Annotated in this window: 20 protein-coding genes; 3 read left to right on the top strand and 17 right to left on the bottom strand. The window is 34.5% G+C overall.

The window, feature by feature from the left end; all coding sequences use genetic code 11:
- Position 1 precedes the first annotated feature (1 nt).
- From bla to HHU12_RS06155, 13 genes are all read right to left on the bottom strand, one after another.
- On the bottom strand, positions 2 to 742 hold the full coding sequence (bla, locus tag HHU12_RS06215) for a subclass B1 metallo-beta-lactamase (protein ID WP_169655891.1): 741 nt from the start codon (positions 740 to 742) through the stop codon (positions 2 to 4).
- A gap of 89 nt (positions 743 to 831) precedes the next feature.
- Positions 832 to 1,197 (bottom strand): hypothetical protein, encoded by a 366-nt coding sequence (locus tag HHU12_RS06210; protein ID WP_169655890.1) that lies wholly within the window; start codon positions 1,195 to 1,197, stop codon positions 832 to 834.
- 166 nt (positions 1,198 to 1,363) lie between these two features.
- Positions 1,364 to 1,783 carry a response regulator gene (locus HHU12_RS06205; RefSeq protein ID WP_169655889.1) on the bottom strand — a complete coding sequence of 140 codons (420 nt, stop codon included), beginning with the start codon at positions 1,781 to 1,783 and terminating at the stop codon, positions 1,364 to 1,366.
- 910 nt (positions 1,784 to 2,693) lie between these two features.
- Positions 2,694 to 3,947: a nucleoside permease gene (locus tag HHU12_RS06200; RefSeq protein WP_169655888.1), complete on the bottom strand. Its 1,254-nt coding sequence runs from the start codon at positions 3,945 to 3,947 to the stop codon at positions 2,694 to 2,696.
- A 198-nt stretch (positions 3,948 to 4,145) separates the two neighbouring features.
- Positions 4,146 to 4,547 carry a response regulator gene (locus tag HHU12_RS06195; protein ID WP_169655887.1) on the bottom strand — a complete coding sequence of 134 codons (402 nt, stop codon included), beginning with the start codon at positions 4,545 to 4,547 and terminating at the stop codon, positions 4,146 to 4,148.
- Positions 4,548 to 4,549: 2 nt separating this feature from the next.
- Positions 4,550 to 5,701, bottom strand: coding sequence for a sensor histidine kinase (locus HHU12_RS06190; protein ID WP_169655886.1), 1,152 nt, complete (start codon positions 5,699 to 5,701; stop codon positions 4,550 to 4,552).
- Between the two features lie 214 nt (positions 5,702 to 5,915).
- Entirely contained in the window at positions 5,916 to 7,220 is a 1,305-nt protein-coding gene (locus tag HHU12_RS06185; protein WP_169655885.1) for a sensor histidine kinase, read from the bottom strand.
- Positions 7,207 to 8,610, bottom strand: coding sequence for a sigma-54-dependent transcriptional regulator (locus HHU12_RS06180; RefSeq protein WP_169655884.1), 1,404 nt, complete (start codon positions 8,608 to 8,610; stop codon positions 7,207 to 7,209). Before HHU12_RS06180 ends, HHU12_RS06185 begins: the two co-directional genes overlap by 14 nt.
- A gap of 142 nt (positions 8,611 to 8,752) precedes the next feature.
- Positions 8,753 to 9,136 carry a hypothetical protein gene (locus HHU12_RS06175; protein ID WP_169655883.1) on the bottom strand — a complete coding sequence of 128 codons (384 nt, stop codon included), beginning with the start codon at positions 9,134 to 9,136 and terminating at the stop codon, positions 8,753 to 8,755.
- Positions 9,137 to 9,299: 163 nt separating this feature from the next.
- A complete protein-coding gene (locus HHU12_RS06170; protein WP_169655882.1) occupies positions 9,300 to 10,442 on the bottom strand; it encodes a transglutaminase domain-containing protein in 1,143 nt (380 codons plus the stop codon).
- Between the two features lie 10 nt (positions 10,443 to 10,452).
- Positions 10,453 to 11,643, bottom strand: a complete 1,191-nt coding sequence (locus HHU12_RS06165) for an ABC transporter permease (protein WP_169655881.1) — start codon at positions 11,641 to 11,643, stop codon at positions 10,453 to 10,455.
- Entirely contained in the window at positions 11,640 to 12,878 is a 1,239-nt protein-coding gene (locus tag HHU12_RS06160) for an ABC transporter permease (protein ID WP_169655880.1), read from the bottom strand. Before HHU12_RS06160 ends, HHU12_RS06165 begins: the two co-directional genes overlap by 4 nt.
- Positions 12,879 to 12,880: 2 nt before the next feature.
- Entirely contained in the window at positions 12,881 to 13,573 is a 693-nt protein-coding gene (locus HHU12_RS06155) for an ABC transporter ATP-binding protein (RefSeq protein WP_169655879.1), read from the bottom strand.
- Between the two features lie 475 nt (positions 13,574 to 14,048).
- On the opposite strand from HHU12_RS06155, the gene HHU12_RS06150 reads away from it, so the two are divergent.
- On the top strand, positions 14,049 to 15,206 hold the full coding sequence (locus HHU12_RS06150; protein WP_169655878.1) for a DUF1624 domain-containing protein: 1,158 nt from the start codon (positions 14,049 to 14,051) through the stop codon (positions 15,204 to 15,206).
- A 38-nt stretch (positions 15,207 to 15,244) separates the two neighbouring features.
- On the opposite strand, the gene HHU12_RS06145 is transcribed toward HHU12_RS06150, so the two are convergent.
- The 4 genes from HHU12_RS06145 to HHU12_RS06130 all read right to left on the bottom strand — a co-directional run bounded on the left by HHU12_RS06145 (position 15,245) and on the right by HHU12_RS06130 (position 21,550).
- Complete coding sequence (locus HHU12_RS06145) at positions 15,245 to 16,702, bottom strand: TolC family protein (RefSeq protein WP_169655877.1); 1,458 nt, start codon at positions 16,700 to 16,702, stop codon at positions 15,245 to 15,247.
- Between the two features lie 26 nt (positions 16,703 to 16,728).
- Positions 16,729 to 17,976, bottom strand: coding sequence for an efflux RND transporter periplasmic adaptor subunit (locus HHU12_RS06140; RefSeq protein ID WP_169655876.1), 1,248 nt, complete (start codon positions 17,974 to 17,976; stop codon positions 16,729 to 16,731).
- A gap of 558 nt (positions 17,977 to 18,534) precedes the next feature.
- Positions 18,535 to 19,959 (bottom strand): DUF5723 family protein, encoded by a 1,425-nt coding sequence (locus HHU12_RS06135; protein ID WP_205959795.1) that lies wholly within the window; start codon positions 19,957 to 19,959, stop codon positions 18,535 to 18,537.
- Positions 19,949 to 21,550, bottom strand: a complete 1,602-nt coding sequence (locus tag HHU12_RS06130) for a hypothetical protein (RefSeq protein ID WP_169655874.1) — start codon at positions 21,548 to 21,550, stop codon at positions 19,949 to 19,951. The genes HHU12_RS06135 and HHU12_RS06130 overlap by 11 nt, the downstream gene beginning before the upstream one ends.
- 241 nt (positions 21,551 to 21,791) lie before the next feature.
- Between HHU12_RS06130 and HHU12_RS06125 the strand changes: the two genes are divergently transcribed.
- Positions 21,792 to 22,214, top strand: coding sequence for an IS1/IS1595 family N-terminal zinc-binding domain-containing protein (locus HHU12_RS06125; protein WP_157491116.1), 423 nt, complete (start codon positions 21,792 to 21,794; stop codon positions 22,212 to 22,214).
- 171 nt (positions 22,215 to 22,385) lie between these two features.
- Positions 22,386 to 24,311, top strand: coding sequence for an acetate--CoA ligase (acs, locus tag HHU12_RS06120; protein WP_169655873.1), 1,926 nt, complete (start codon positions 22,386 to 22,388; stop codon positions 24,309 to 24,311).
- Positions 24,312 to 24,485: the final 174 nt, after the last annotated feature.

The raw sequence follows: 24,485 nt of genomic DNA, 5'->3' as shown, positions 1-24,485 counted from the left end.
GTTATTGTTTAAACATCTTGATCGTGTTTTCAAGAAGTGAAATGTCCCCGACACCACCATGGCCAGGTACTACTATTTCAACCTCCGGAAAATCCAGCATTGTTTTCATAACAGAGTTAGCCCACTCAGTAGTATCAGCATCCTCAAGATTACCTTTACCCCATCCTTTTGCCTTCACTAAACAACCTCCAAATAGCACTTTATCAGAAGGGATGTAAGCCACAATATTGTCATGCGTATGACCGGCTCCTTCAAATTTCAAAAGTATTTTATGATCGTCTACGTTTAGGGTCAATGTATCTTTAAATACAATTTTTGGAGCTGTAAAATGGATAGAGTCAGTAAGATGTGCGGTGTGTTGAGAACCATATGATTTTATATTTTCTTTATGAAAGTATTCTAATCCAGCAACACAGTCTACATGAAAATGAGTAGGCACAACACCTTTCACCTTTACTTTTTCTTTCTTTAACCAATCTAATAGTTCAATGGAGCTTTCTTCGGTTGTAGGTGAGTCAATAATTATAGCCTCGCCGTCGTCCATCACTACAATGCCATTGCATGGAACTCTTCCATAACTTTGAGTTTCTAGAAAAGAGGTATGCAGATAGACATGTTCAGTGAGTGGCCTTATGACTAATTGATGTGAAACATAAATATCTTTCTCTTCCTCTTCGTTTTTGTCAGAATTACAAGAGAAGAATAAGACACTTAAAAAGCCGAATAATAAAATTGGTTTCATTGAGAATAATTTTTGAAAGTGAAAAACTCAGAAGTTATGGCTCCTGAGTATTTTACAATTTCATTATTATTCAATAATAATCCTACGGCCTATGCTTTTGAGTTGATAAACTCTTTCACTTTAGGATGAAAACTCAATAATAAAGAATAGCCTGCAACTATAAATCCGATGATTGCTTTTGCAGGAATAGAAGCAATGAAATCAAATAGTATGATCGTTCTATAAAGGTTGAGTTTCCCATTTAGGGCCGTGTAGATTAACCCAATTAAATTAACTACATAAATACCTGCCGTATAAAGAATATACTGTGGATTTGCATTTGGGATTTCCAATTTTCCAGTACTGATCGCAAAGTAAAGTCCAAAGGCAATAAATACTTTCAGTAAGAAAGAAACCATGATGATACGTAATGCTACAGGTTTTTTAAGATCAGACTTTAATGTAATAGTTTCCATAATAGAATGTGTTTTTAGTAATTGATATGATACAAAGATCAGTGATCAGAAAAGGAAACTATTGGAATATTTGTTCAAAAATTGGAAAAATAAGTTCATTTCATTTTTGAAAAAATATAAAGCGACACTAGTATTTTGGATAAAAGGCTGATTTTAATTTATTCGATTAAGAAGCATTCTTATTAGGAAGATCTTTCCTGCAGTTCTCAAAAATTTGGAAAATTTTCTGTGTTTTATTCTTATTTAAAGGTTTTGAAATATAGGCTTTTACAGAATCATATGATTTGGAGCGGATACGATCTTGTACTAGGTCTGAAGTGCTCAGTACAATGATATTGTATACATCACTTAACCCTACAATGTCAATTTCTTCCAAAATATCCCATCCGCTGACTAAAGGCATGTCCAAGTCAAGTAAGATGTTGTTTGATTCACGATTCTGTCTCAGAAACTTGAGGAAGTTAACGCTTTTGTCAAACTCTTGAATACTGACATTTTTGTTACACCTTTGGAGATTGATTTTAGAGATTTGGTTGGCAATAGCATCATCATCCACTAGGATGATATCATAGTTGTGGGTCATCATAAATAGCAATTTGAATTCTATTGTTAATAAAAGATATTCCTAAACTTGAGGAGTAAATATTGTTGTCGGGTGCTAGAATTTTACATTCCAAAATTGCTCTAGTTTTGCGCTTAAGGATTGCATTTTCTAATTCTTTGTTTAATTCAATAGGGAAAAGATCAAAAAGGTAAAGACTATAATCCCTAGTGATATTGTATTTAGCTGAAAACATATCTGTACAGCTAAATAAAAATAGATCTTCATTAAAAGAAGCGTATACTAACTCTTTATTAAGTAGTGCCTTAGTTATACTTGAGAGGCTCTTGTCAATTTTATTTACTCTGGAATATAATACCATTTGTATATTAAAATTAAATACTTTTTTTACTTTTCTCGATTCGTTGAACTTTGTTATTTTGGGTCAAATTTGATGGTCGGTATCAATAAAATTATTGAAAAGCTGTCTCTTTTTATACACAGAATCAATATAATGTAGTACCTCGTAATAAGTTTTCTTTAATGCTATGGAGTTAGTAAATAAAATTCAGGGTGATTTTTTTGTTATGGTAACAAGAATAGGTGAAAAGAAACTTATGTTGGGTATGGGATTTATAGAATCAGGTGTAAAAAGCGTGACATATTTATTGTTTAAGGGTTTATGATAAATTGATACTTATCGAAGATAAAAACGAAAATTAGTTTTTTAAACTTAGGATAAAAATATTTATTCAGATTGTTATGAGAGTACAATAAAATGTTTTTAAAACATGAACTTTTTGGTTTAACCTTATTTTATACAATTTTGAATTAAAATTAAACTGTTTGAAAAAGTAATTATTTTTTTAAACAAAAACACTACTAAGTATCATTTTACCTAGTAGTGTTTTCCTTAAATAATTATATATTTAATTCCCCAGAGGGTGATTGTTTTTTAGTGTTTGAAGTTCTCCACTTCTTGAGGATCGTGTTTATGCTTGAAAGATACAGCAAACAATAAAGCAACCACTAAAGAGTAAGCTGCAAATGCAAACCATATATTTGGCCAGTCTCTTACACCATCAGCACTTGTAAAGAACTGATCAATCATCACACCCGATACTGCCGAACCTAACACAGCACCAAAACCATTGGTCATCATCATAAATAAACCTTGACCTGATGCTCTTATTTTTTCATCTGTCTGTGATTCTACGTAAAGTGAACCCGAGATATTGAAGAAATCGAAAGCCATACCGTATACGATACATGAAATGATAATCCATACCAAACCTGATCCTGGGTCACCGATACCGAATAAACCGAAACGAAGCACCCATGCAAACATACTCATCAGCATCACATTTTTAATACCAAAACGTTTTAAGAAAAATGGGATAGCCAAGATAAATAAGGTTTCAGATACTTGAGAAATCGACATAATAATGGCTGGATATTGCACCGCAATACTGTCAGCGAATAAAGGATTGCTGTCGAATTCATGTAAGAAAATATCTCCGTAGGCGTTGGTTAGCTGTAATGCAGCACCCAAAAGCATTGAGAAGATAAAGAACAAAGCCATTTTGCTCTGCTTGAAAAGTTTGAAAGCATCTAAACCTAGAGCTTCAATCCATGTTTTATTATTTTCACCTTTATTGATATCGCACTTCGGTAATGTAAATGCGTAAAGTCCTAATCCGAGAGAGGCGGCTGCAGCCACATAAAATTGTGCTGGTGAAGTTTCTATTTTCAATAAACTTACCATCCACATTGCTACGATAAATCCAATTGTACTCCAAACCCTGATAGGAGGGTAGACTTTTACAATATCTAAGTTTGCTTTCTGAAGGGCAGAGTAAGCCACTGTAATTGATAAAGAAATGGTAGGCATGTAGAAAATCATATTGATCAGCATGACTACAAAGAAGGTAGAAGGATCATTTACTTGAGGTAAGTAACATAAAACTCCGGCTCCAATAATATGGAACATACCCATTAATTTTTCAGCACTTATATATCTGTCAGCGATGATGCCAGTAAGGGCAGGCATAAATATGGATGCAATACCCATTGTGGAAAAGATAGCCCCGAATTCAGTTCCGGACCACTGTTTTGTTTTGAACCAGTAGCCTCCGATAGTAATCAACCATGCTCCCCAAATAAAGAACTGTAAAAAGTTCATTATGGTAAGACGTAGTTTTAAACTCATATCTCTATTTGATATAATGAATTAAATAATTGTATTGGCTACAAATATAGGCTTTCTAAGGAATTTATTGTGCTGTTTTTTGACAGTAAAACTTAATGAAGTTTATCAACTTTAAAATTTGGTCATAACAATGTAATCACCGAAAGAGTTTAGGTACCAACAGCGTATCTATGTTTACAATAATAAAAGATTAGTATTCTAAACCTTTACTCCTTCCAGCAACGTTAATATTTTACCAGGATTTAGAGGCTTGTTAATAAAGAAATCAACAATCATGAGATTGTCCGCTTTTTCCTTGTCTTTAGGGTTTAATGAGGTGGTGAGAATAGCGAGTTGAGGACGTTTTGAATCAAAATGAATAGCCTCGTAGCTTTCCGTAAATTCCCATCCATTCATGTCAGGCATATTGATGTCCAACAGTATGATATCTGGTATATGTTCCTCTTTATCAGCATTCATTAAATAGAAAAGAGCACTTTTAGCTTCATTAAAAACTATGATATTTTTGTCCACATCTTCCATTTTATTCAAAATCATTTTGTTTAGGAAGATGGACATCTCTTCATCATCGATAAGCATTACTTTTTTTAAATCGTTCATTCTTATTTGGGTAATTTAATATAAAATGTTGTTCCTTCACCTTGAGTAGAATCAAGCCATATTTTGCCTTGATGTAGGTCTACAATTTTTTTGCAGTGTGCCAAGCCAATACCGGTGCCTTCGTATTTTCTATAAATATTGAGCTTAGTGAAAATGTCGAATATTTTTTCGAAGTTTCTCTTTTCTATACCTATTCCATTGTCTACAAATTCAAAGAGAAAATGTTCGGGGAGAGAATTACATGAAATAGTAATGTGTGGGGCGTGTCCTTTTGTTTGGAATTTGATACCGTTACTGATCAAATTTTGAAACAATAACCTTAATTCTGTAGCATTTCCGTTGAGCCTTTTAGGTAATGCATCTATAGTGAAAGTGGTACCGGTGTCATGAATTATTTTATCTAGATCTTTTAAAGCATCTTGTACCAGTGAGTTGCAATCTACTATCTCTATTTTACGGTCTAATCCTATGTTGGAATGCTCTAAAAGGCCTAAAATTAGTTTTCCCATACGGTCAGCAGACTTAGAAATAAATCCCAGCATCTCCTTTGAAGACTCTGATAGTTCATTGGCTTTGTCTGCACTCAATAAATCTGCAAAACTTTTAATGCTGTTAATGGGTTCTTGGAGATCATGGGAGGCAACGTAGGCGAACTTTTCTAATTCTTGGTTTTTCTTTTCAAGCTGATGAGTATATGTTTCAGCTTCTTGCATTTTTTTCCTTTTTGTAATATCAATATGATACCCCACCATACGGATAGGATTCCAATCTTCATCCCATTCGATTACCTTACCTTCACAATGTACCCATATCAAAGAGCCATCTTTATGAAAATACCTTACTTCGCTAACATAAGGATCTTTGCCTCTTGTTTTGATGTAATTATTAAAGTTGACTTTTACCATTTCCAAGTCTTCAGGATGTATAATTTTCATCCATGATTCTGGGGAATTATCCATTTCATGGTCTTCATAGCCAAACATTTTTTTAAAGGTAGGACTTAAGTACTCATAATTGTCTTGTATATACCAATCCCAGAAGCCTGCCATCGTGCCTTCTAGAATACTGTCAAAGATAATTTCTTTCTGTTTGAGTAAATTTTGAACGTGGGTAAGTTCTGATTTTAAATTCGTAATCTGATCAATATCGTGCATAGAGTTTTGTGGGTTATAGATGTGAATTGGAGTGTTTCAGCGTGTAATGTTTTAAAAATCTAAACAAAATTAATTTCATTTCAAATTCACAATCTAATATAATGCACTATTATATTGGTAAAGTTATACTTACGTAGGGTTAGGGTAATTTATTAAAAAAATGAATAATCGATATTGGAATATTGCTAAGCGTATGTTTTTAGACGTTTTATAACTATTTTATCTGTTTTATTTCAAAAGTAGCCCCACCTTTTGCATCACTGAATAATGCAAAATCCCATTTGTGTTTTACTAAAATATCTCTGCAGAGCATCAAACCGATTCCCTGACCTGTAGGCTTACTGCTGTAAAACGGCGTAAAGAGTTTTTCTTCTACTTCTTTTGATATCGCAGGTCCGGAATTCCAGATTTGAAGTTTTTTCTCTGTCGAATTGAAATCAATTTTGATACTTCTGTCACTTTCCACCTCTAATAATGCCTCTTTTGCATTCTTAATGATGTTGATAAAAAGCTGTTCGAGAAGACTTTTATCTGCTTCAACATGAGTATTCGATGGTATGCTTAATGAAATAGCAATCTGATGTTGTTTTAAGTCTGCTTGATATAGGTCCGTGAGGTTTTCGAGTAGTTCTGATAAATCAACCTTTTGGAAATCAGGTTCAGGTACTTTTACCACAGAGGCAAAGTTTTTCATAAAAAGAGCCATCGCCTCATTTCTATCTTTAATAATGCTCAAAGCGTCTAGATAATCTTCTTTAATTTCATCCTCTTGAGGAGCAAACATTTTCAATGTATCGACAAAAGAGTTAATTGCCCCCACTGAATTGTTGACCTCATGACTCATCATTCGGATCACCTTACTGTAGGCTTGTTTCTCCTTTTTAATATCTTCTAAATAAAGGTCTTGAATGATGATAAATTGCTGTTGAAATCCTTGGAAGATAAAAGAGGATTTGTGACATCTGTACTTTCTACCCCCTGAAAACTGAATATCTTGGGCGACTTCCAGCGGTAATTGATGGATTGCATTCAAAAGTGGAGCATCAATTTCATCTAAACCTTTATTTTGAAGTTGTCCAAAATCCATCTCCAGCATATTAACAGCAGTAGGATTAGATTTGATGATTTTTTGATCGTAGTCAAGTATAATTATGCCATGAGGAGTAGCTTTAATTAAATGCTCTAAAAAATAGCTTTGTTCTCTCTGTTCCACCCTCTCTTGATGAATTCTATCGATCATCTTGTTAAATACAGTCACTAATTTATTGACAATAGGATGAGGAGTTGGAAGCAGTCTTGATTGAAAATCGTTGTTGGTGAGTAGCCTTAAGGCATTATTTAGCTCTTTGAGGGGTTTGCTCACAAATAAATAGAGTCTGATCAGCCATAATACCACAATGACTGATACCACTTCAGCAGTCAAAAAAAGTAAAGGACTCTCTAGTCTGTTTGTATAAGTAACGCCTAAAAGTGTTCCAACGATAAGTAACGATAGTAAGCTATATTCAATCTTGAGCATCCGTAATTTCGTATTTTTCTATTTTTCTATAAAGTGCATTTCTTGAGATTCCCAATTGTTTTGCAGATGGTGCAATTTTATAACGGTTATCTTCCAAAGCATTTTTGATCATCAAAATTTCCATTTCCTCAAGTGTCATTCCATTAGGAACGATCTCTTCTTTGATTTCATCATTCTGGAAAGCGTGAATATTAGTGGGGTTGTTTTCAAAATCACTGATTTGGAGTACATCACTTGTACTCATCAAAACAGAACTTTCCACCCAGTTTTTCAACTCTCTGATATTTCCTTTGAGCGGTTGTTTTTGTAGCCATTTCAAAGTGTCAGGAGCAAATGCTTTACCTGTGATTCCATAGGAAGTTTCCAATTGATCTAAGAAATGCTGTGCCAATAATGGAATATCGCCTTTACGTTCTCTCAAAGGAGGAAGTACTACCGTGATCAAATTAATTCTAAAGAAAAGGTCTTCTCTGAATTTTCCTTCTTTTACCAATTCCGGTAAAGTCTTATTGGTTGCCGATATTACTCTGAAATCTGCCGTTTGTGTTTTAGAAGATCCTAAAGGTTCAAACTTTCTTTCTTGCAAAACTCTCAATAGTTTCACCTGAGAGGAAAGATCCAATTCTCCCATTTCATCCAGAAAAATACTTCCTTGATCAGCAACTGCAAAACGTCCTTCACGGTCAGTGTAAGCTCCAGTAAAGGAACCTTTCTTGTGCCCAAACATTTCAGACTCAAACAAAGATTGTGAAATACCTCCTAAGTTGACCTTTACAAATTCCTTTTCATTCCTAGGGCTATTATTATGTACCGCTTCCGCAATCAGTTCTTTACCTGTACCGCTTTCACCCATAATCAAAATAGGAGCATTGGTTTTGGCTACCCTGCCAACTGTCTCCAATACTTGCAGTAACTTAGGATCTTGCCCAATAATGTTAGAAATATTGTATTGCTCTTCCAGTTTCTTACGCGTAGGAGATTTCTCTATTGGCTGAGCTTTCAATTTATTCTTTTCGACCGCAATGGCATCTTTGATACATTTTAGTAAGTTGTCATTATCCCACGGTTTATTGATAAAATCAGAAGCCCCTAATTTCATTCCTTCAATGGCCAATTGCATACTTCCCCAACCTGTGAATAGAATAACAGGAAGGCTAGGGGTGGTCTTCTTTATTTTTTTCAAGGCAGTAAGGCCTTCATCACCCGTAGTTTCCACTTTGAAGTTCATATCCAATAGAACACATGAAAATTTGAACTCAGAAAGCAGAGGATAAGCCTCTTTGGGATGAGGTGCCAGAATAGGTTTGAAACCATTCATTTTTAGAAATAAACCGATGGATTTACGAACTGCCTCGTCGTCGTCAATAATTAGTATATAGGAATTGGTCATCTTGAAAATTTGTTAATCTTTAAAGATAGAGTAGATCTTTGTTTTAAACTATATTAAGAATATGATTTATCGTTTTTTAATTTTTCGTAATCGTGACTTACTCTTTATAATTAGCCCCTCATTTGAAACTAGATTTATGTAATTAAATGCAAGAACAGTTGAGGTCACCACTGCTTTCTTTGCCTTGGATTTCTATTGCTACCTGCTTTGTTCCATCCAGGTTAATTTTTTGTTCAACATATTCAGAATTGTCAGTTTGTTTGATTATCTGACCATTTTCATTCTTAATGACAACATTAAATTCTCCTTTTGAATGAGAAGATTTCAGTATTAATGCAGTTGTCCCTTCACTACAATTGATTTTGAAATTGTCTTTTCCTGAAAAGGACTTAAACTTCATATTGATGGCTTCATCCGTTTGACTTAATTTGACGTTTCTATAATTCGCTCCTGAAATAAGTGAAGCTGTTGGAGCACATGAAGTAAGTGCTGCCATAGCGATGAAAGAAATTAATGTAGTTTTCATAGGTATTGCATTTTAATGAAGAAGAACTTTTGCTCTCAAATATTTGACACTGGAATTATATATTAAATACTTTCAGTACTAGGACAGAAGAAAGGATAAAATGTCCGTTTACTATTGTCCTAATACTAATACTTAGAGTTTCGCTAAATAAATTATTTATAATCTATATATCCTTATTCTCGATATTTGGCTTTGCGTAGAAGTCTTCTAATGAATTTGTGTATACACAGTAATCGATGTTAGATCCATAAAATTTCGTTTTCTTTAGATTATCAGCTCCTAATGGAACAAGCATCATATTACGTTTTCCATCGATTTTAAATCTTTTATCTTTTTCGTAACGATTATCTAATGAGGTTTCGATATAGTATAAATAAGGATATATAAAGTCATTAAAATTGTTTTTATATACAGGCTCTGTATTTAATGTTTTTACAATTACATTCTTATAATTATTAGTAAGTGCTGTTTGAAATTCTACAGCATTAAGAGGAATATCATTTACCATTGGCATAGCATTAAACTGACCATCTACGTATGCCCACTTTTCTAAATCGTCTAAATAAACTTCTGTAGCTACATGTCCTGATGGGTAATTACTCGTAGCGGCATCAGCTGTTTTTAAATAGATAGTTCTAGCCTTATAGCCTAATACACTAAGCTGATCTCGAAGAACGATTGCAAATGCAAAACAAGGAAAACGTTGGCCTTCATTGACTTCATCCAATATAGTAATAGCATCACTTTTTGATGGTGAATTACTTCCGTTATGTTTCCATCTCGAACCCACCCAATGTAGGACTTCGAGAACTGTTTCTGTATCAGATTTATTTTCACCTTTCAAGTCCATAGGATATTTCTTTTCAAGTTCTTTCAAATATTTACTTGGCGTTTCCTGATATTTCACTTGATATCCTATACCATTATTTGAATCAAACTGAATTTCTTGAGTTTTAAAGTCATCAGAAATAAATTGAACATCAACTGTAGAGTCATTTCCGAAATCAAATTGTACCATTTTTGAAGAGTGATTTTTCATAATGAATTCTACACTATCGATATCCGATTTGACGATCACTTTTTCAGAAGTTTCATAGAAACTTAAATCCCATTTCAATTTATTTTGAGAAGGTTTTATATCTCTCCAACTGAAATGTCTATTCGATCCTTCATTAATTAAGATGGCCAATTCACCAGTTTTAGTTTTAACTATTAGTTTTTCGTTTGATGGTTGATTTTTTGTTGCTGTACAAGAAACAAAAAATGGGAATAAAAATAGGAGTAACTTGATGTTAGATAATTTCATAATTGATTTTTTATAGTTCATGTAAAGCCTCATTCGGCGTCACTTTTGTTGCAAGTTTGCTAGGGTAATATCCACAAGCGATTGTGATTAGTAATACGAAAGTCAAGGACAGCAAAGCACCTGTCATGTATTCTAATGTAGTGTAATTAAATGCTCCTAGAATAGGGAACTGTATTGCGAAAATTCCACCAATTAGAATTCCGAAGAAAGCTAAAATAAAAACCTCGGTTAGCATTTGAATGAAAATATCACCCTCTGAGGCACCCATTGCTCTACGAATACCGATTTCACTTTTTCTTTTACTGATGTTGTACCACAATACTCCGTACAATCCTAATGCAATATTTATGACTAAGAAAAGTGCCACAAATGAGATCAAGAATAGGGGCAGCAATTCCCATTTATTTCTACCTTCTTGCATGCTATCAAAATAATCTACACTTACTCCCAACTTAGGGTTGATTCTTTCGATAGCACTGACTAATTGAGCTTCAATTTTTCTTGGATCATTTTTAGTTTTGACAAAGATTGTTGATTGATGACTGTCTTTCAACCAGTGTAGAAAATCCGCTGATTGAATCATTATATCTTCCTCATCTTTATAATCACTTTCTTTGTTGTAATGTGCCATCACACCAAAGATTTTAAACTCTCTATCGTCTTCCACAAAAGTTTCATCATCACTCAAATAAGGTTTTAATTTCTGATAGAATTGATTATTAACTACAATTGGTATATAGCTATGTTGAGCATCTTCTTTAGTAAAAGCTCTACCTTTGATAAATTCAATCTCTAACACGTCAAATACTGAAGGTCTAAATCTTTGATCAGTGGGTTCAAACTCAATCCCTCCGTCCATCACAATACGACCAGTATTTCTAGAGTAAGTATAAGGGTGAGAATAATCTATCTCAGTTGCTCTGAGGACTTCTTCTTGTTGATGGATAGTTTGAAAAATGGCATCATAAAGAGCATCTTGTTTGTCTGCTTTTTTATCCTCTTCTGACATCCTACTACCGTTGAGTTTCAAAATCATAATGTTTTCAGTATTGAAACCAATAGGGTGTGCAAAGTTTTTATACTTGTTGAAAAGCAACGTAAATAATAAAAACAGAATGATAAAAGAGATGGCGATTTCTGCGACCATTAAAGCATTTTTACTTTTTCTGGTCCACAATATATATAATGAATGCTTGATCATTGCTTGTCTGATTTAAGTGAGTTGATAATACCGAAATTGGAAACTTTAAGGGCAGGGTAGAAGCCTGATAGTATACTGAAGAAAAGTGTACAGCTCAACCCGAATACTAGAAGCCAGTAATTGATTTCTAATGTTTCACCTTCGCCCATCCAACTGAATGCATTAAAGAGATAAACCATAATGAAGGAAAATAAGATTCCCATCATTCCACCGATTAAAGTGGTAAATACATTTTCCACTAAAAGCTGTTTTAGTAAGTCAGAAGATGAAGCACCAAATGCTTTTCTAATTCCCATTTCTGATGTTCGTTCAGCAATTCTTGTAATATTGAGATTGATAAGACTCAAAGCAGGAATAGCCATGATGATCAGTACAATTACATACAAGTATACGTAGTACATTTTTTCATCTTCTACATCAAGCATGTTATAAAAAATATTTACTTTTTCGGTCATCGCTCTACTTTCTAAGCTTACTTCATTTTTTGATGCATCAATCGGAATAGAAGATAAAACTTCTTGATATTCTTCCTGACCTCTAATCAAAGCGTCTTTATCTTTAAACTTCATAAAAACATGTGAACTACCTAATACAAGGTGCCAGTCAGTATCTACTTTTTTATGAATATTGTAAGGTGTGTAAATGTCAGCAGCAGCATTTTTTCTTAATTTATTTACAGCCTTTACTACTCCTATTACTTCAAACATTTCAGAGTCGGTCTTGATTTTTTTTCCAAGTGGGTCTTCTTCTCCAAATAGATCTTTTGCTAACTTATCAGTGATGATGGTGATTTTTCTTCTTTCATTAAGATCTTCAAAATTGAAAGGTCTTCCTTTAATAAATTCCAATGGATAGATCTGAGTGAATTTTTCATCAATATCCAGACGTTTTATTTTTTTAGCTAAGTTTTTGTAATACACATTACTAAACCAGTGATTCATTGTAATGGTTGAAACCTCAAAAGATTTCATTTTAGAAAAATATTCCTTGTAAGCATAGTATGATAATGAACTATTGGAATAACCATGTCCTTCAATTCTGTTGACTTTTATATTGTTAGCGATTAATGTTCTATCTGTATTTATATAGGTGCCATTTGGGCCATAAGAGGTATCCAAAATAGACCCGATAAACATTACCATCATAATCGTAATACTGATACCAAAAAGGATGATAAAAGAGAAGAAGGGATTTTTCTTCAAAGAGTACCAAGCGAGTTTTATATACGTTACCATAATTATGCAGTTTCAAATGAGTTTTTAGCTTGAACAGATACTTGACGACCATCAAAAATTCTTACAATTCTATCCGTCATTTTTGCTTGTTGCTCGTCGTGTGTAACCATCACGATTGTTGCTCCTTCTTTGTTTAGTTTCATCAGCATTTGCATTACTTCTTCACCCATTACAGAGTCTAAGTTACCAGTAGGTTCATCGGCAAAGATGATCGAAGGGTTTCCAACAATAGCTCTTGCAATTGCCACTCTTTGACGTTGACCACCAGAAAGTTGAGTAGGTTTATGGTCCATACGGTGCGATAAACCCACACGCTCCAACGCTTCTTCCACTCTTTTCTTTGTTTCTTTAGAAGAGATACTTCTATATAATAAAGGCATTGCAACGTTTTCTCTTACACTCAAATCGTTGATTAAGTGGAAAGATTGGAATACAAAACCTAAATGTTCGTTTCTAAATTTAGCCAGTTTCTTATCCGATAGTTGTAATGGGTTATTTCCATTAATCTCAATTGTTCCATCAGAAGGTAGATCCAACAGACCCATAATACTTAAGAGTGTTGACTTGCCACAACCTGAAGGCCCCATGATAGAAATAAATTCACCTTTCTCAATCTTCAATGATATATTCTCTAATGCCCATGTCTCAACGGCATCTGTTTTAAATACTTTACTGATATTTTTTAATTCGATCATGATGGTAGACTTTTAGTTTTTAATTTGACACGAGTAGAAAACTCAAACGAACTGTACCAAAGTTCACTATTACTTATGAAAAAAGTGTTCAAAAATAATTAAAATGCTGATTAATAGGTATTTGAGTTGTGTTTTAGGTATTTTGAGTAGATTAGGAATGATTCGATTAATTGCAAAGTGTTCCGTTTTGTAGCACTTTGTGAATAGGTGATCTTATCGGTACTTTGTAACGACATAATCTTACTACACTCGTGGGATACAAAGGGGCTTCAGAATTTTATTAAAAACATTTATAATAATCTCTAAATACCAACACGAAGCATGGCTACGTGGCTAGAGGGTAACTATTTATTCTTACTTCAGCTGAAAAAGTATTAATAATTATTACCGTACAATTACGATCTTAAATGAGTGTTGTTTCCTATTTTTGATTGAAAATACAAATGCGATTATGTCGCGTTTTAAAAAAATAAAAATGAGTACAAACCAATTGAACCCCACTGCTAAAAAGAGAATATCTTCCATTGATATATTAAGAGGTCTAGTAATGCTAATAATGTTGTTGGATCATGTGAGAGAAAGATTCTATTATCATATGCCCGTATCAGACCCTATTAATATTGATGATACATCCACTGGATTATTTTTTTCTAGGATTTTGGCTCACTTGTGTGCTCCAATATTTGTGTTTTTAACGGGGTTGTCGGCATGGTTGTATGCTCACCCTAAAGGAAAGCCATCACGATCTGCAAGTAGTTTTTTATGGAAAAGAGGTTTATTTCTTATTCTAATTGAAATCACATTGATTAATTTTTCTTGGTTTGGGAATTATCAGACGCTCTATTTACAAGTGATTTGGGCTATTGGTGTGAGTATGATTAGCCTTGCATTCTTAAGCAAGTTGAATCACAAGTGGGTTGGAGTGTTAGGCTTTTTAATTGTTTTTGGTCACAACTTACTGACTTCAATTCATCTCAATGAAGATCAAATTGGTTATACATTATGGACAGTTTTATATCAGAGAGGATTTATCCTTCCAAATGATTTTATCGCTATAAAAGCTTCTTACCCTGTTTTGCCTTGGATTGGAGTAATTTTGTTGGGGTATTTTACAGGGCCTCTTTTTGGAGAGAAATTCAGTGCTGAGGCTAGACTGAAAGCTTTAGTTAAAATTGGTTTAAGTTGTTTGAGTTTACTGATGTTGATAAGAGGGTTTAATATCTATGGAGAGACTCTACCTTGGAAGATCCAAGATACTTTTATTCAGTCAGTGATGTCATTTTTGAACTTTAAAAAGTATCCTCCTTCATTGGATTTTATTCTTTTGACGATTGGAATCGGATGTTTCTTATTATGCCTTTTTGAAAAAGTACAAAACCGTTTGACTGAGTTTTTAAGAACGTATGGATCAGCGCCTATGTTCTTTTATATCCTTCATCTATATGTACTTTTAATAGCCTATAAAATCTTGGTAAATATCTACGGAACAAACCAAGGAGAATACTTCGGTTTCGATCATCTTTGGCAAATATGGCTGTGTATGGTTTTACTGTCATTAGTGTTATATATCCCAACTAAGAAATTTTCTGACTATAAAAGAAGGAGTACTTCAAAGTGGATTAAGTATTTTTAATCAAAAAGGATAACCATAAATTAGATTACCCTTTCTGACTATTGTATAACATAACGTATATTCTCTCTCTCCTCAAAATCATACAACGTAATTGTTCTCAACTGATAATAACTCACCCAATACGATTTTAAAGTATTGATATATGCATTTTTTGCCTGATCTTTTTCATCGGTTGACCAAACCAACTCACGGATATTGATATCGCCCAGTTCATAGCGTTGCAAAGCGATAGAGTACTTTTTCTGAGCTACCTCATCTGCCTTTTGAATATAATTCACCTGTTCTGCCATTGTTTCCAATTGTTCACTGGCGTTGATGACTTCCCTTTGAAAATCCAACTTGTCTTGCTCAATTTGGGCTTGAGTCAATTCATAACTAGTTACAGCTGCATTTATTCTAGCCTTCGCTCTTCCCCAATCCAAAATCGGTACTGCCAATGTTACATTAAATTGCTGTGATTGAATATTGTTGCTGTAAGCTTGAGTAATGTCTTGAGATTGATTGCTTAAACCAAATGCAACTTCCACATTGGCTTGAAAACGGTTGTCTCTTTTCGCTTTCGCAATTTGTGATTCTCCTTCCATCATTCTTCTTTGGTAATTGATAAAATCCTTACGATTTCTTTTAGCATACTCCCAAGCCTGATCAGTGTTAATTTCACTAAGGTTGAAGTTAGAAGGAACCAATAATTGAATGATGGATTCATCATAATCACTTACTTGAAGGTAATTCAATAAAGCTCTCATCGCAGTTCTATAACTCAAATTAGCAGAAGCATAGGTTTGTTCAGCAGTAATCACATTTAGTTCTACTTGTAAGACCTCACTTTCAGAAGCCCTGCCCATTTCCTTTTTAGCTTTGGTGATTTTTACAATTTTCTTATTGTCTTCCACGTTTTGAAGTGCAATGTTGCTGTTCAATTGTGATACAAGAGCGTCGAAATAGAACTGAGTAGTTTGAACGGCAATCCATTCCATATCTTCAATAAATTGTTTTTCAGCTTCCTGTAGTTGAAGTGGCGCTAGTTTTTTCTGCCATTTCAATTGATTGTATTGAAAGATGGGCTGATTGTAACCGATATAAAAAGGCTGAGCTTGGTATTGATGATTGGACGCCTGGAAATTATCAAAACGATTGATTTGACTGCCTATGAAAATAGAACCGCCAGTAGCGGCAATCTGTTGTGTAAGATTCAACTGCATATTGATATTGTTTTGCTCCACAGCCTGATACACCACACTACCATCGGGTTGAGTAATAGGATTGTAGTTTTTACCATAAGAAGTCGGAGTGCCTTTCAATACCATTTGAGGACGTAAATCGGTTTGGAAAGACTTGAAATTTGCTCTTTCAATTTCTAATGTTTTACCTGCAATCTGCACGTAGTTTGAATTCGCTTGTGCTAGGTTGATAGCTTGTTTTAGGCTCAATACTTTTTGACCAAATAAAGAAGATGTTACAAAAAGTAGAAGGGGCAATAATGATAGTTTTTTCATCTTGAAATTCATTTATCTGTCAAAAATTATTTTAATTCGATATGAGGTGAGTTGATAAATTTATCAGTAGGGGAGATGATAATAGAATCACCTTCTTGCACATTACTCTTCAGTTCTACCCACTCTGAATTTCTAAAGCCGGTCTGTATTGTCACTTTTTCGGCTATACCATTTTTGATCATAAATAACTTCTCACCTTTTACTCCTTTAAAAGCACCTCTATTTTTAACTCTCAATACATTTTCATGCTGTTCTCTGATAATGGACAGGTCAACGATCATATCTGGGCGAAGCAAATGCAATCCCTCTTGTTCATCAATTTGCACTAAAACCGTAATCATTCCGTTTTCTGATGAAGGAGAAATACTGGTTACACTTCCACTATATGTTGCTTTTGATGTTTTTGCCAATACATCCATTCCAATAGAAAGAGAAGCGACATACTGCTCTGATACTTTACCACGAATTCTAAACTGATCCATATTTGCCACTCTAGCCAGTACTTCACCTTCAGCAATAGAAGCACCTACTTTATCTTTTATAAAAGTGATCACACCATCCATTCCAGTTTTGGTTTTCGCTTTTTCCAGTTTTCTTTCTTGCTCTTGAATACTTTTAAGCTGAATGGATAATGACAATTCTAGCGACTTGATTTCCTGAAGAATACCTTGTTCTTTGATTTTTAAATCATGTGTTAATTGTTCCTGCTTCAGATTTTCAATTTCTAATAACGTTTTCGCTTGCTTTACTTTTTCTTCCGTAGAACCACCAATTTCCAAAAGCTTTGTTTCACTTTTCAGTGCTTCCTCTCTGCTTTTTAATTGAAGAGCATTGATTTGAGTTTCTTTTTTCAGGTTGAAAAGTTCTTTATTCAGTCTTAGCTTTTCCTTGTTGATTTCCACACGTTTCATTTCCGCTTCATCCTTCATAGAAGAAAGGGTGTTTTCCGCTTCTGCTACATTGATTTGAAGTAAAGATTCATCACTTTTCACTTCATCACCGATGCCTTTGTGCGTAGCTTCAATAAACGATGAAAAAGGAGAGGTAATGGCTTTTTGTAATGTAGGTTCAATTTTACCACTTCCTGAGATGGTCAAGGCAACATTGCCTTTTTCTACAATTCCAATTGAAATATCTTTTCGGTCAATTTTCTTTGTCAGATAACCGTTTACCAAATAGAGTATACCTAACCCGAAAATAATTCCTGTACCGATTCTGAAGTATTTCTTCTTTGTATCTTTTAGTTTTTCTTCTTTTGTAATTATTCTGTCCATTTTGATGCTTTTTTGTGTGACGCACCATTATTAATGAAAAGAATAAGCCGTAGATGTGTTTTGTCTTGTATATGAGTTAGTTAGGTGTTTATTTTTGAGTTTTGATTGAATAGAGAATGTATTTGAAAGTAACAAAGTGCTCCATAATGACGCACTTTGTTGATTTACTATATCGTAAACTAAGTTTTCATCATTTATAGTATTTAGAAGTCAGGAGATTTCAGATGATCAGTAAGGCACGAATGACACAAACACATAACATGCGCGTCAGTAGATTTTTTACTTAATTCGTTTGGAAGTGCTATCCCGGCCTTGAAGGGAAAAGCGTTAAGAATTTCATGTATTGAGCCGTTGAAAATGATTTTTTGTTTGAGCCTTAGCGAGTTTAAAATCATTGATGCGAAAGGAATGGAATTTAACTTTAGCCTTCAATGCCTAGATTTTTTGCTTCGTTTTTCATCAATGGAAAAATGAAGAGGAAGTAAGCTTGGAAGAAGAACATAAAAAGCTTGCAGAAAAATCGATTGAAAGTTTATGGTAATTTAGATTACAATGTATTTACCTTTCCCATTCCATAATCTGACTTGACCTAGTTTGTTTTTTATTAAGATAGTTTTGCTTGACATAACCAAAGTTGAGGTTTACACCTACTCTCACACCTAATGATTGAGAATCTTTCCAATTGGTAATGTTTTTTACAAGGTCATCAGAAATAGCATATACTTTAATGCCTGGAAAACCAATGGATACAGCTCCACCAAAACGGGATATTCCACTTTTATCGGCAGTGTAATTGACTCCAATCCCAAGGAAATCAGCAAACCTTTTATTCATACTGAATGAAGCTCTAGGATTGAAATAACCGTCTAAGTAACTAAAGCCAGCTGTACATCCAATAATAAACTTGTGGCCTAAATTAATACTCGCCGCTACGTTGGTATACATTGGGAGAGTGGTTGTGTAAGTACCTCCATCACTTGGGAGCTCTTGAAAATCAAATAATTTTACTAAAGAGTCGTATTGAGGATTAGGCTCGTCAAAATTTTCACTGTTGAAAACGTCTTGAGGATTAGAACCTGTAAGTACTACGGTATTGTAATTTTCGGCACCAAGCTGATAGTCTTGTCTTGAATTACTCCAGATGATTTGTCCGATATTAGTCGCAGCAAATTCCAGTAATATTCTATCAGTAAGCTGAAATGTTAAACCTAAATCAAAGGCAAATCCATTGCCTGCACCACCAGCCAGATAAGAACCAAGTTCAGCCGTTGTAAATTCTTTGTCGGAAGTCAGTAGCTTATTAAAACCCGCTGTTCTGATAGGTGCATCACCCATAGCAATTGTGATGGGGTAATTGGCGGCATCTTCCGTCTGTAAAGTGATTTTGGCATTTTTCATACTGATATTCATCAGACCAGACAGGTATTTGGCATTAAGTCCAAACGTCCATCGATCCTTGATATTATAATTGAATCCAAAACCATATTCTCTATAATGACTTAAGTTAAACTCAGGAGCCACATTAAATTCTTTATTCAAGTTATCAGGATGCGCAGTACCCTTTGCAAACAATTCACCCACATCCTCTTTGATTTGCATTACACTAGAAATCCTTTCTCTAACAAACAAGCTGAAACTGATCTTGTCTGAAGTAATTGTTAACCCTACAAGATCAACAACCGCTGTTGATTCCATTATATTTTGATCCTGAAGCTTCTCAAAAAATTTCTCCAAGTCAATGTTCGTTCCGTCTAGATCCTCTGTAAAAATATTATTATATGAAAAAGTGGTCGATTCTGCATTCAAGTAAACCGAAGGCAGAATGATAGAAGTTTTATAAACGCTTTTATGGGCAGGGTTGAGCTGTAAAGACTGAGGCATGTCTTTCATAAAATAAAGCATGGTTTCCTGCTGACCGAAACATGTAAAAGCACTTAAAAAACAGGAGATTAAAAAAATATATTTCTTGAAATTACAAATCATCAGGAGATAGGGTTACAGATGCAAAAATACCTGCTTTTATTAATAAGCGATGTCCAGGAACAAAAGGAATCACCTTCCCGTCAGGTGTACTGAACCTTCCTTCAACATAAATATAATTGGCTTGAAGGATTCTTCGTGCATCATCTCTAGTTATTCTAAAAGTATTTTGAAGCATAGTGGGTGCAGTAACTAGATCATTTTCATCAAGGACAGCCGCTTTCATAAATACAAAATCATTTTGATTGGCTTCTGAACTTAAATCAATCTGATAGGGCGCTATATCTTCCATCTCGTTTTTGGTGTAAATAGACAGTATGCCATCCATAGGGAAATAGTTATTAATTGCGATTCGGACCGTAGCAGAATCCAATATGTCTATACTCTCCTGCACGTCCTGCTGTCTTACGATGGTGGTAGAGAAAGTCACATTATCCATCCCTAATTTAAAAGGAATTTGAAGTACAAACTGTTCTTTGATATAGGAATCAGCTTCAATAAAATAATCAACACCTTTTCGCATTTTTATTTGAAGATTACCTTTCATGATTAATTTATTAGGCTTAAGAGATAATGCGGCTTCAGGTTTTAAGACTGATAATGTATCTACCTTTTCATTAAATTGATTACGAGGACGACCGATCTGTGTGGATGTAAACACAATAGGTGTAAGTGAACTGTCAATTGAACTTTGAGCAAAAACTTCAATTTCTCCTGCAAAAATATCCAATCCGAAAGTATTATAGGATACCACATCCAATTGAAAATCAGATAAGGTAACACCGCCGTCTTCTAGTGTATTATCAAAAATACTGATGTTCATAAATTTTTCATCGAAAGGGATATTCAAGTCAACATCTACAAAGGGAGTGAAATGTATACCACCTACTTCATTAATACTGATGCCTTGTGCAGGGGAAGGTTCAATAGTATAAGGAGCATTATTACCTCTTATTGTATTTTTGAATCGTAGTGCTGTCTTTCGATTATTAGAACTGTGTATTACAGCATTTGTAATTTGAAAAGTGAGTGAGCTATTATTATTCGGTTGTAATTGAAATTCTTCTCTTTGGAGAACAGTCGTATCACTGTTATTGTATTGAATCAGTTCCATCATGAAAGAAGATACAAATAGTCCTTTATTCCTGAAGGTAGCGTTAAACTGTCCATCAGAGACTGTTAGGATGTTCACATCGAAAAAAGGATTGACAGTATTTATGGGAAGTACAACCTCTTTGTTGATGATTATATTCTCAAATGAAGTAAGAAGAGGAACTTGCAATCCTGTTTGTAGTTTGAAGTACTCATCATTTAAAATTTCAGTCCCTGTCACAAGAGGAGTTACCGTGTCTTTCTGAGCTTGAGTTTCCCATGATTTATATTCCAGATACCAAGGAACTTGATCAGTATGCAGATGCGATTGATCTGTTTTTGACAGCAAATCTTGTAATTCTACATTTCCATCCAGTAAAGGAACAGCCACAGATTTTGATTCCAAAGGCTTTACACCAATATCATTAAAATCATTAGGGTCAAAACCGCATGATACAAGAAGTACGAGTAACAGTAAATTTATTAGTAAAGGAGACTTCATATTTAAATGTGATTGAATCGTAAATTTAAGCTTTTTTTACACTTGAACTATTTTTCTATCTAAAATTCCTTTCAAATACCTATTGTGGTGTAAGTGCTATTTATACGTTTAAATTTGTTAAAAATACAGAAAAAGTGTATTTATTACATGAATATTGGTAATTAGGTATATATATGCTAATTAAGTATACTTTATTGCACTATTCTATTTATCAGAAATACAGAAGTACTTATTCATTTTTATGACAATATCAGAATTATCCTGTCCGAAATGTGAAAGTAATAGCTTTATAAAGAGTGGCTTTGTGAAAGGAAAGCAACGTTATAAATGCAAGAACTGTCACTATAATTTTTCCGTTGCCAAAAAAGGAAGGGAGGTAGAGCGGAAGTATGTGATCAAAGCATTGCAATTGTATTTAGAAGGGGTGAGTTATAGAGAGATTGAAAGAATTTTAGGGGTTAGTCATGTCTCAGTGATGAACTGGGTGAAGAAATATAATATTCCGCGTTTAGAAACAGATGCCTACGCACCTTCTTATCAATTGATGAATCACAGTGAATTATTGACCTATATTATCAATAGGGAAAATCTGAAAACATCTTCCTCCGTCATTACACAAGTGGGAGATAAGTATATGGTCATCTCATGGCAAATGAAAAAATAACTATACTAAATTAGCGTAAGTATAGTTAAATCTCTTTTTTTTATTTCTCAGTATCTATATTCAAATTCGAAAACTTCAGTAATATTTTAAACACTTAAGACTTTAATAGTAATGTATTTAAGCTGAATTGATGCTTGATACACTGTCTATTACTCAAACTTTACGACACTAATGATTAGCAGAATTAACAACTTGGAAGACTACGCTGTAGCCTATAGGCGAAGCGTGAGCGAACCTGAACGTTTTTGGTCAGAAGTAGCAGAACAATTTGTCTGGAGAAAAAAATGGGACAAAACTGTCGAATATGATTTCGACAATTACAATGTGAGTTGGTTTACAAATGGTAAACTTAACATTACCGAAAACTGCTTGGATCGTCACCTGCTTTCGAGAGGTGATAAAACAGCTATCCACTGGGTAGCAAATGATCCCCATGAGAAAGACAGAATCTTTTCTTATCGTGAATTACATGAGCAAGTATGTCTTTTTGCCAATGTATTAAAGAGAAATGGCGTTGGGAAAGGTGACAGAGTTTGTCTTTACATGCCTATGGTACCAGAATTAGCGATTGCTGTATTGGCATGTGCTAGAGTAGGAGCCATTCACTCTGTAATTTTTGGTGGTTTCTCGGCTCAAGCATTAGCAGACAGAATCAATGACGCTGGTGCAAAAATCTTAATCACTGCAGATCAAGGACCTCGTGGTAACAAAGTAGTAGAGCTAAAGCAAATCGCTGACGAAGCTTTATTTCAATGTCCTGAAGTGGACAAAGTGATTGTTTATCAACGTACGGGTGGTGATGTAAAAATGGATCCAGAACGCGATGTATACTGGCATGATGAAATCAAGTCGGTTCCTTCAGTTTGTGATCCAGAAGTAATGGATTCAGAAGATCCACTATTTATCCTTTATACATCAGGTTCTACCGGTAAACCAAAAGGTGTAGTGCACTCAACGGGTGGCTACATGGTTTATACTTGGTATTCCTTCAGAAATGTATTCCAATACCAAGAAAATGATGTGTATTGGTGTACTGCCGATATCGGTTGGATTACAGGTCACTCTTATATTGTATATGGCCCACTGTTAGAAGGTGCGACTTCAGTAATGTTTGAAGGTATTCCTACTTTCCCGGATGCAGGCCGTTTTTGGAGAGTCGTAGATCGATTAAAAGTAAACATCTTCTACACTGCACCTACTGCAATCAGAGCACTGATGGCACAAGGTTTGGAATATGTAGAATTATATAAATTAGATAGCCTCAGAGTTTTAGGTACAGTAGGGGAACCTATCAACCGTGAAGCTTGGGAGTGGTATCATCAACATATTGGTAAAGGAAGATGCCCGATTGTAGATACATGGTGGCAAACTGAAACGGGTGGAATCATGATATCACCTATAGCAGGCGTTATTCCGACCAAACCTACTTACGCAACTCTTCCATTGCCGGGTATTCAGCCTGTATTAGTGGATGGCGAAGGTAATGAGATTGAAGGAAAAGGTGTAGAAGGAAACCTTTGTGTGAAATACCCTTGGCCTTCAATGTTGAGAACCACTTGGGGTGATCACGAACGTTGTAAGTCGACTTACTTCTCTACTTTCAAAGGTTTGTACTTCACAGGTGATGGCTGTCGTCGTGATGAGGACGGTTACTACAGAATTCTCGGTCGTGTGGATGATGTAATGAACGTATCAGGTCACAGATTAGGAACTGCAGAAGTAGAAAATGCCATCAACATGCACAATGCAGTAGTAGAATCTGCAGTAGTGGGTTATCCTCACGATATCAAAGGTCAAGGTATCTACGCTTATGTAGTTTGTGACTCAGCAGAACTTGAGGTAAGCACAATTACAGAACTGAAAGAGCAAATTCTCGAAGTCGTAATTGACAAAATCGGTAAGATCGCACGACCTGATAAGGTACAAATCGTAAGAGGTTTACCTAAGACAAGATCAGGTAAAATTATGCGTCGTATTTTAAGAAAAGTTGCTGAAGGTCAGACTGACAACTTCGGTGATACTTCGACATTACTGGACCCTTCAATTGTGGAAGCAATTAAAGAGGGTGTAGTGAAAGACGATGGCGTAAAAGCTTAATGAAGAATACTAAATACGAATATATAATTTTAAGGATCGAGCAGTTTGTTGTTCGATCCTTTTTTGTTATTGAAGTCATCTAGACTTTTTTGATTTTCATAAATTTTTTTAGTCCAATAACTATAATCCCTAGAAAATTGAACCCTTTCCAGCTAGAAATTGTCGTGTCAAATC

It is taken from the genome of Flammeovirga aprica JL-4 (assembly GCF_012844305.1).
GTDB lineage: Bacteria > Bacteroidota > Bacteroidia > Cytophagales > Flammeovirgaceae > Flammeovirga > Flammeovirga aprica.
The sequence above is the reverse complement of the archived record's forward strand: the minus strand, read 5'-3'. Positions and strand labels throughout refer to the sequence as shown.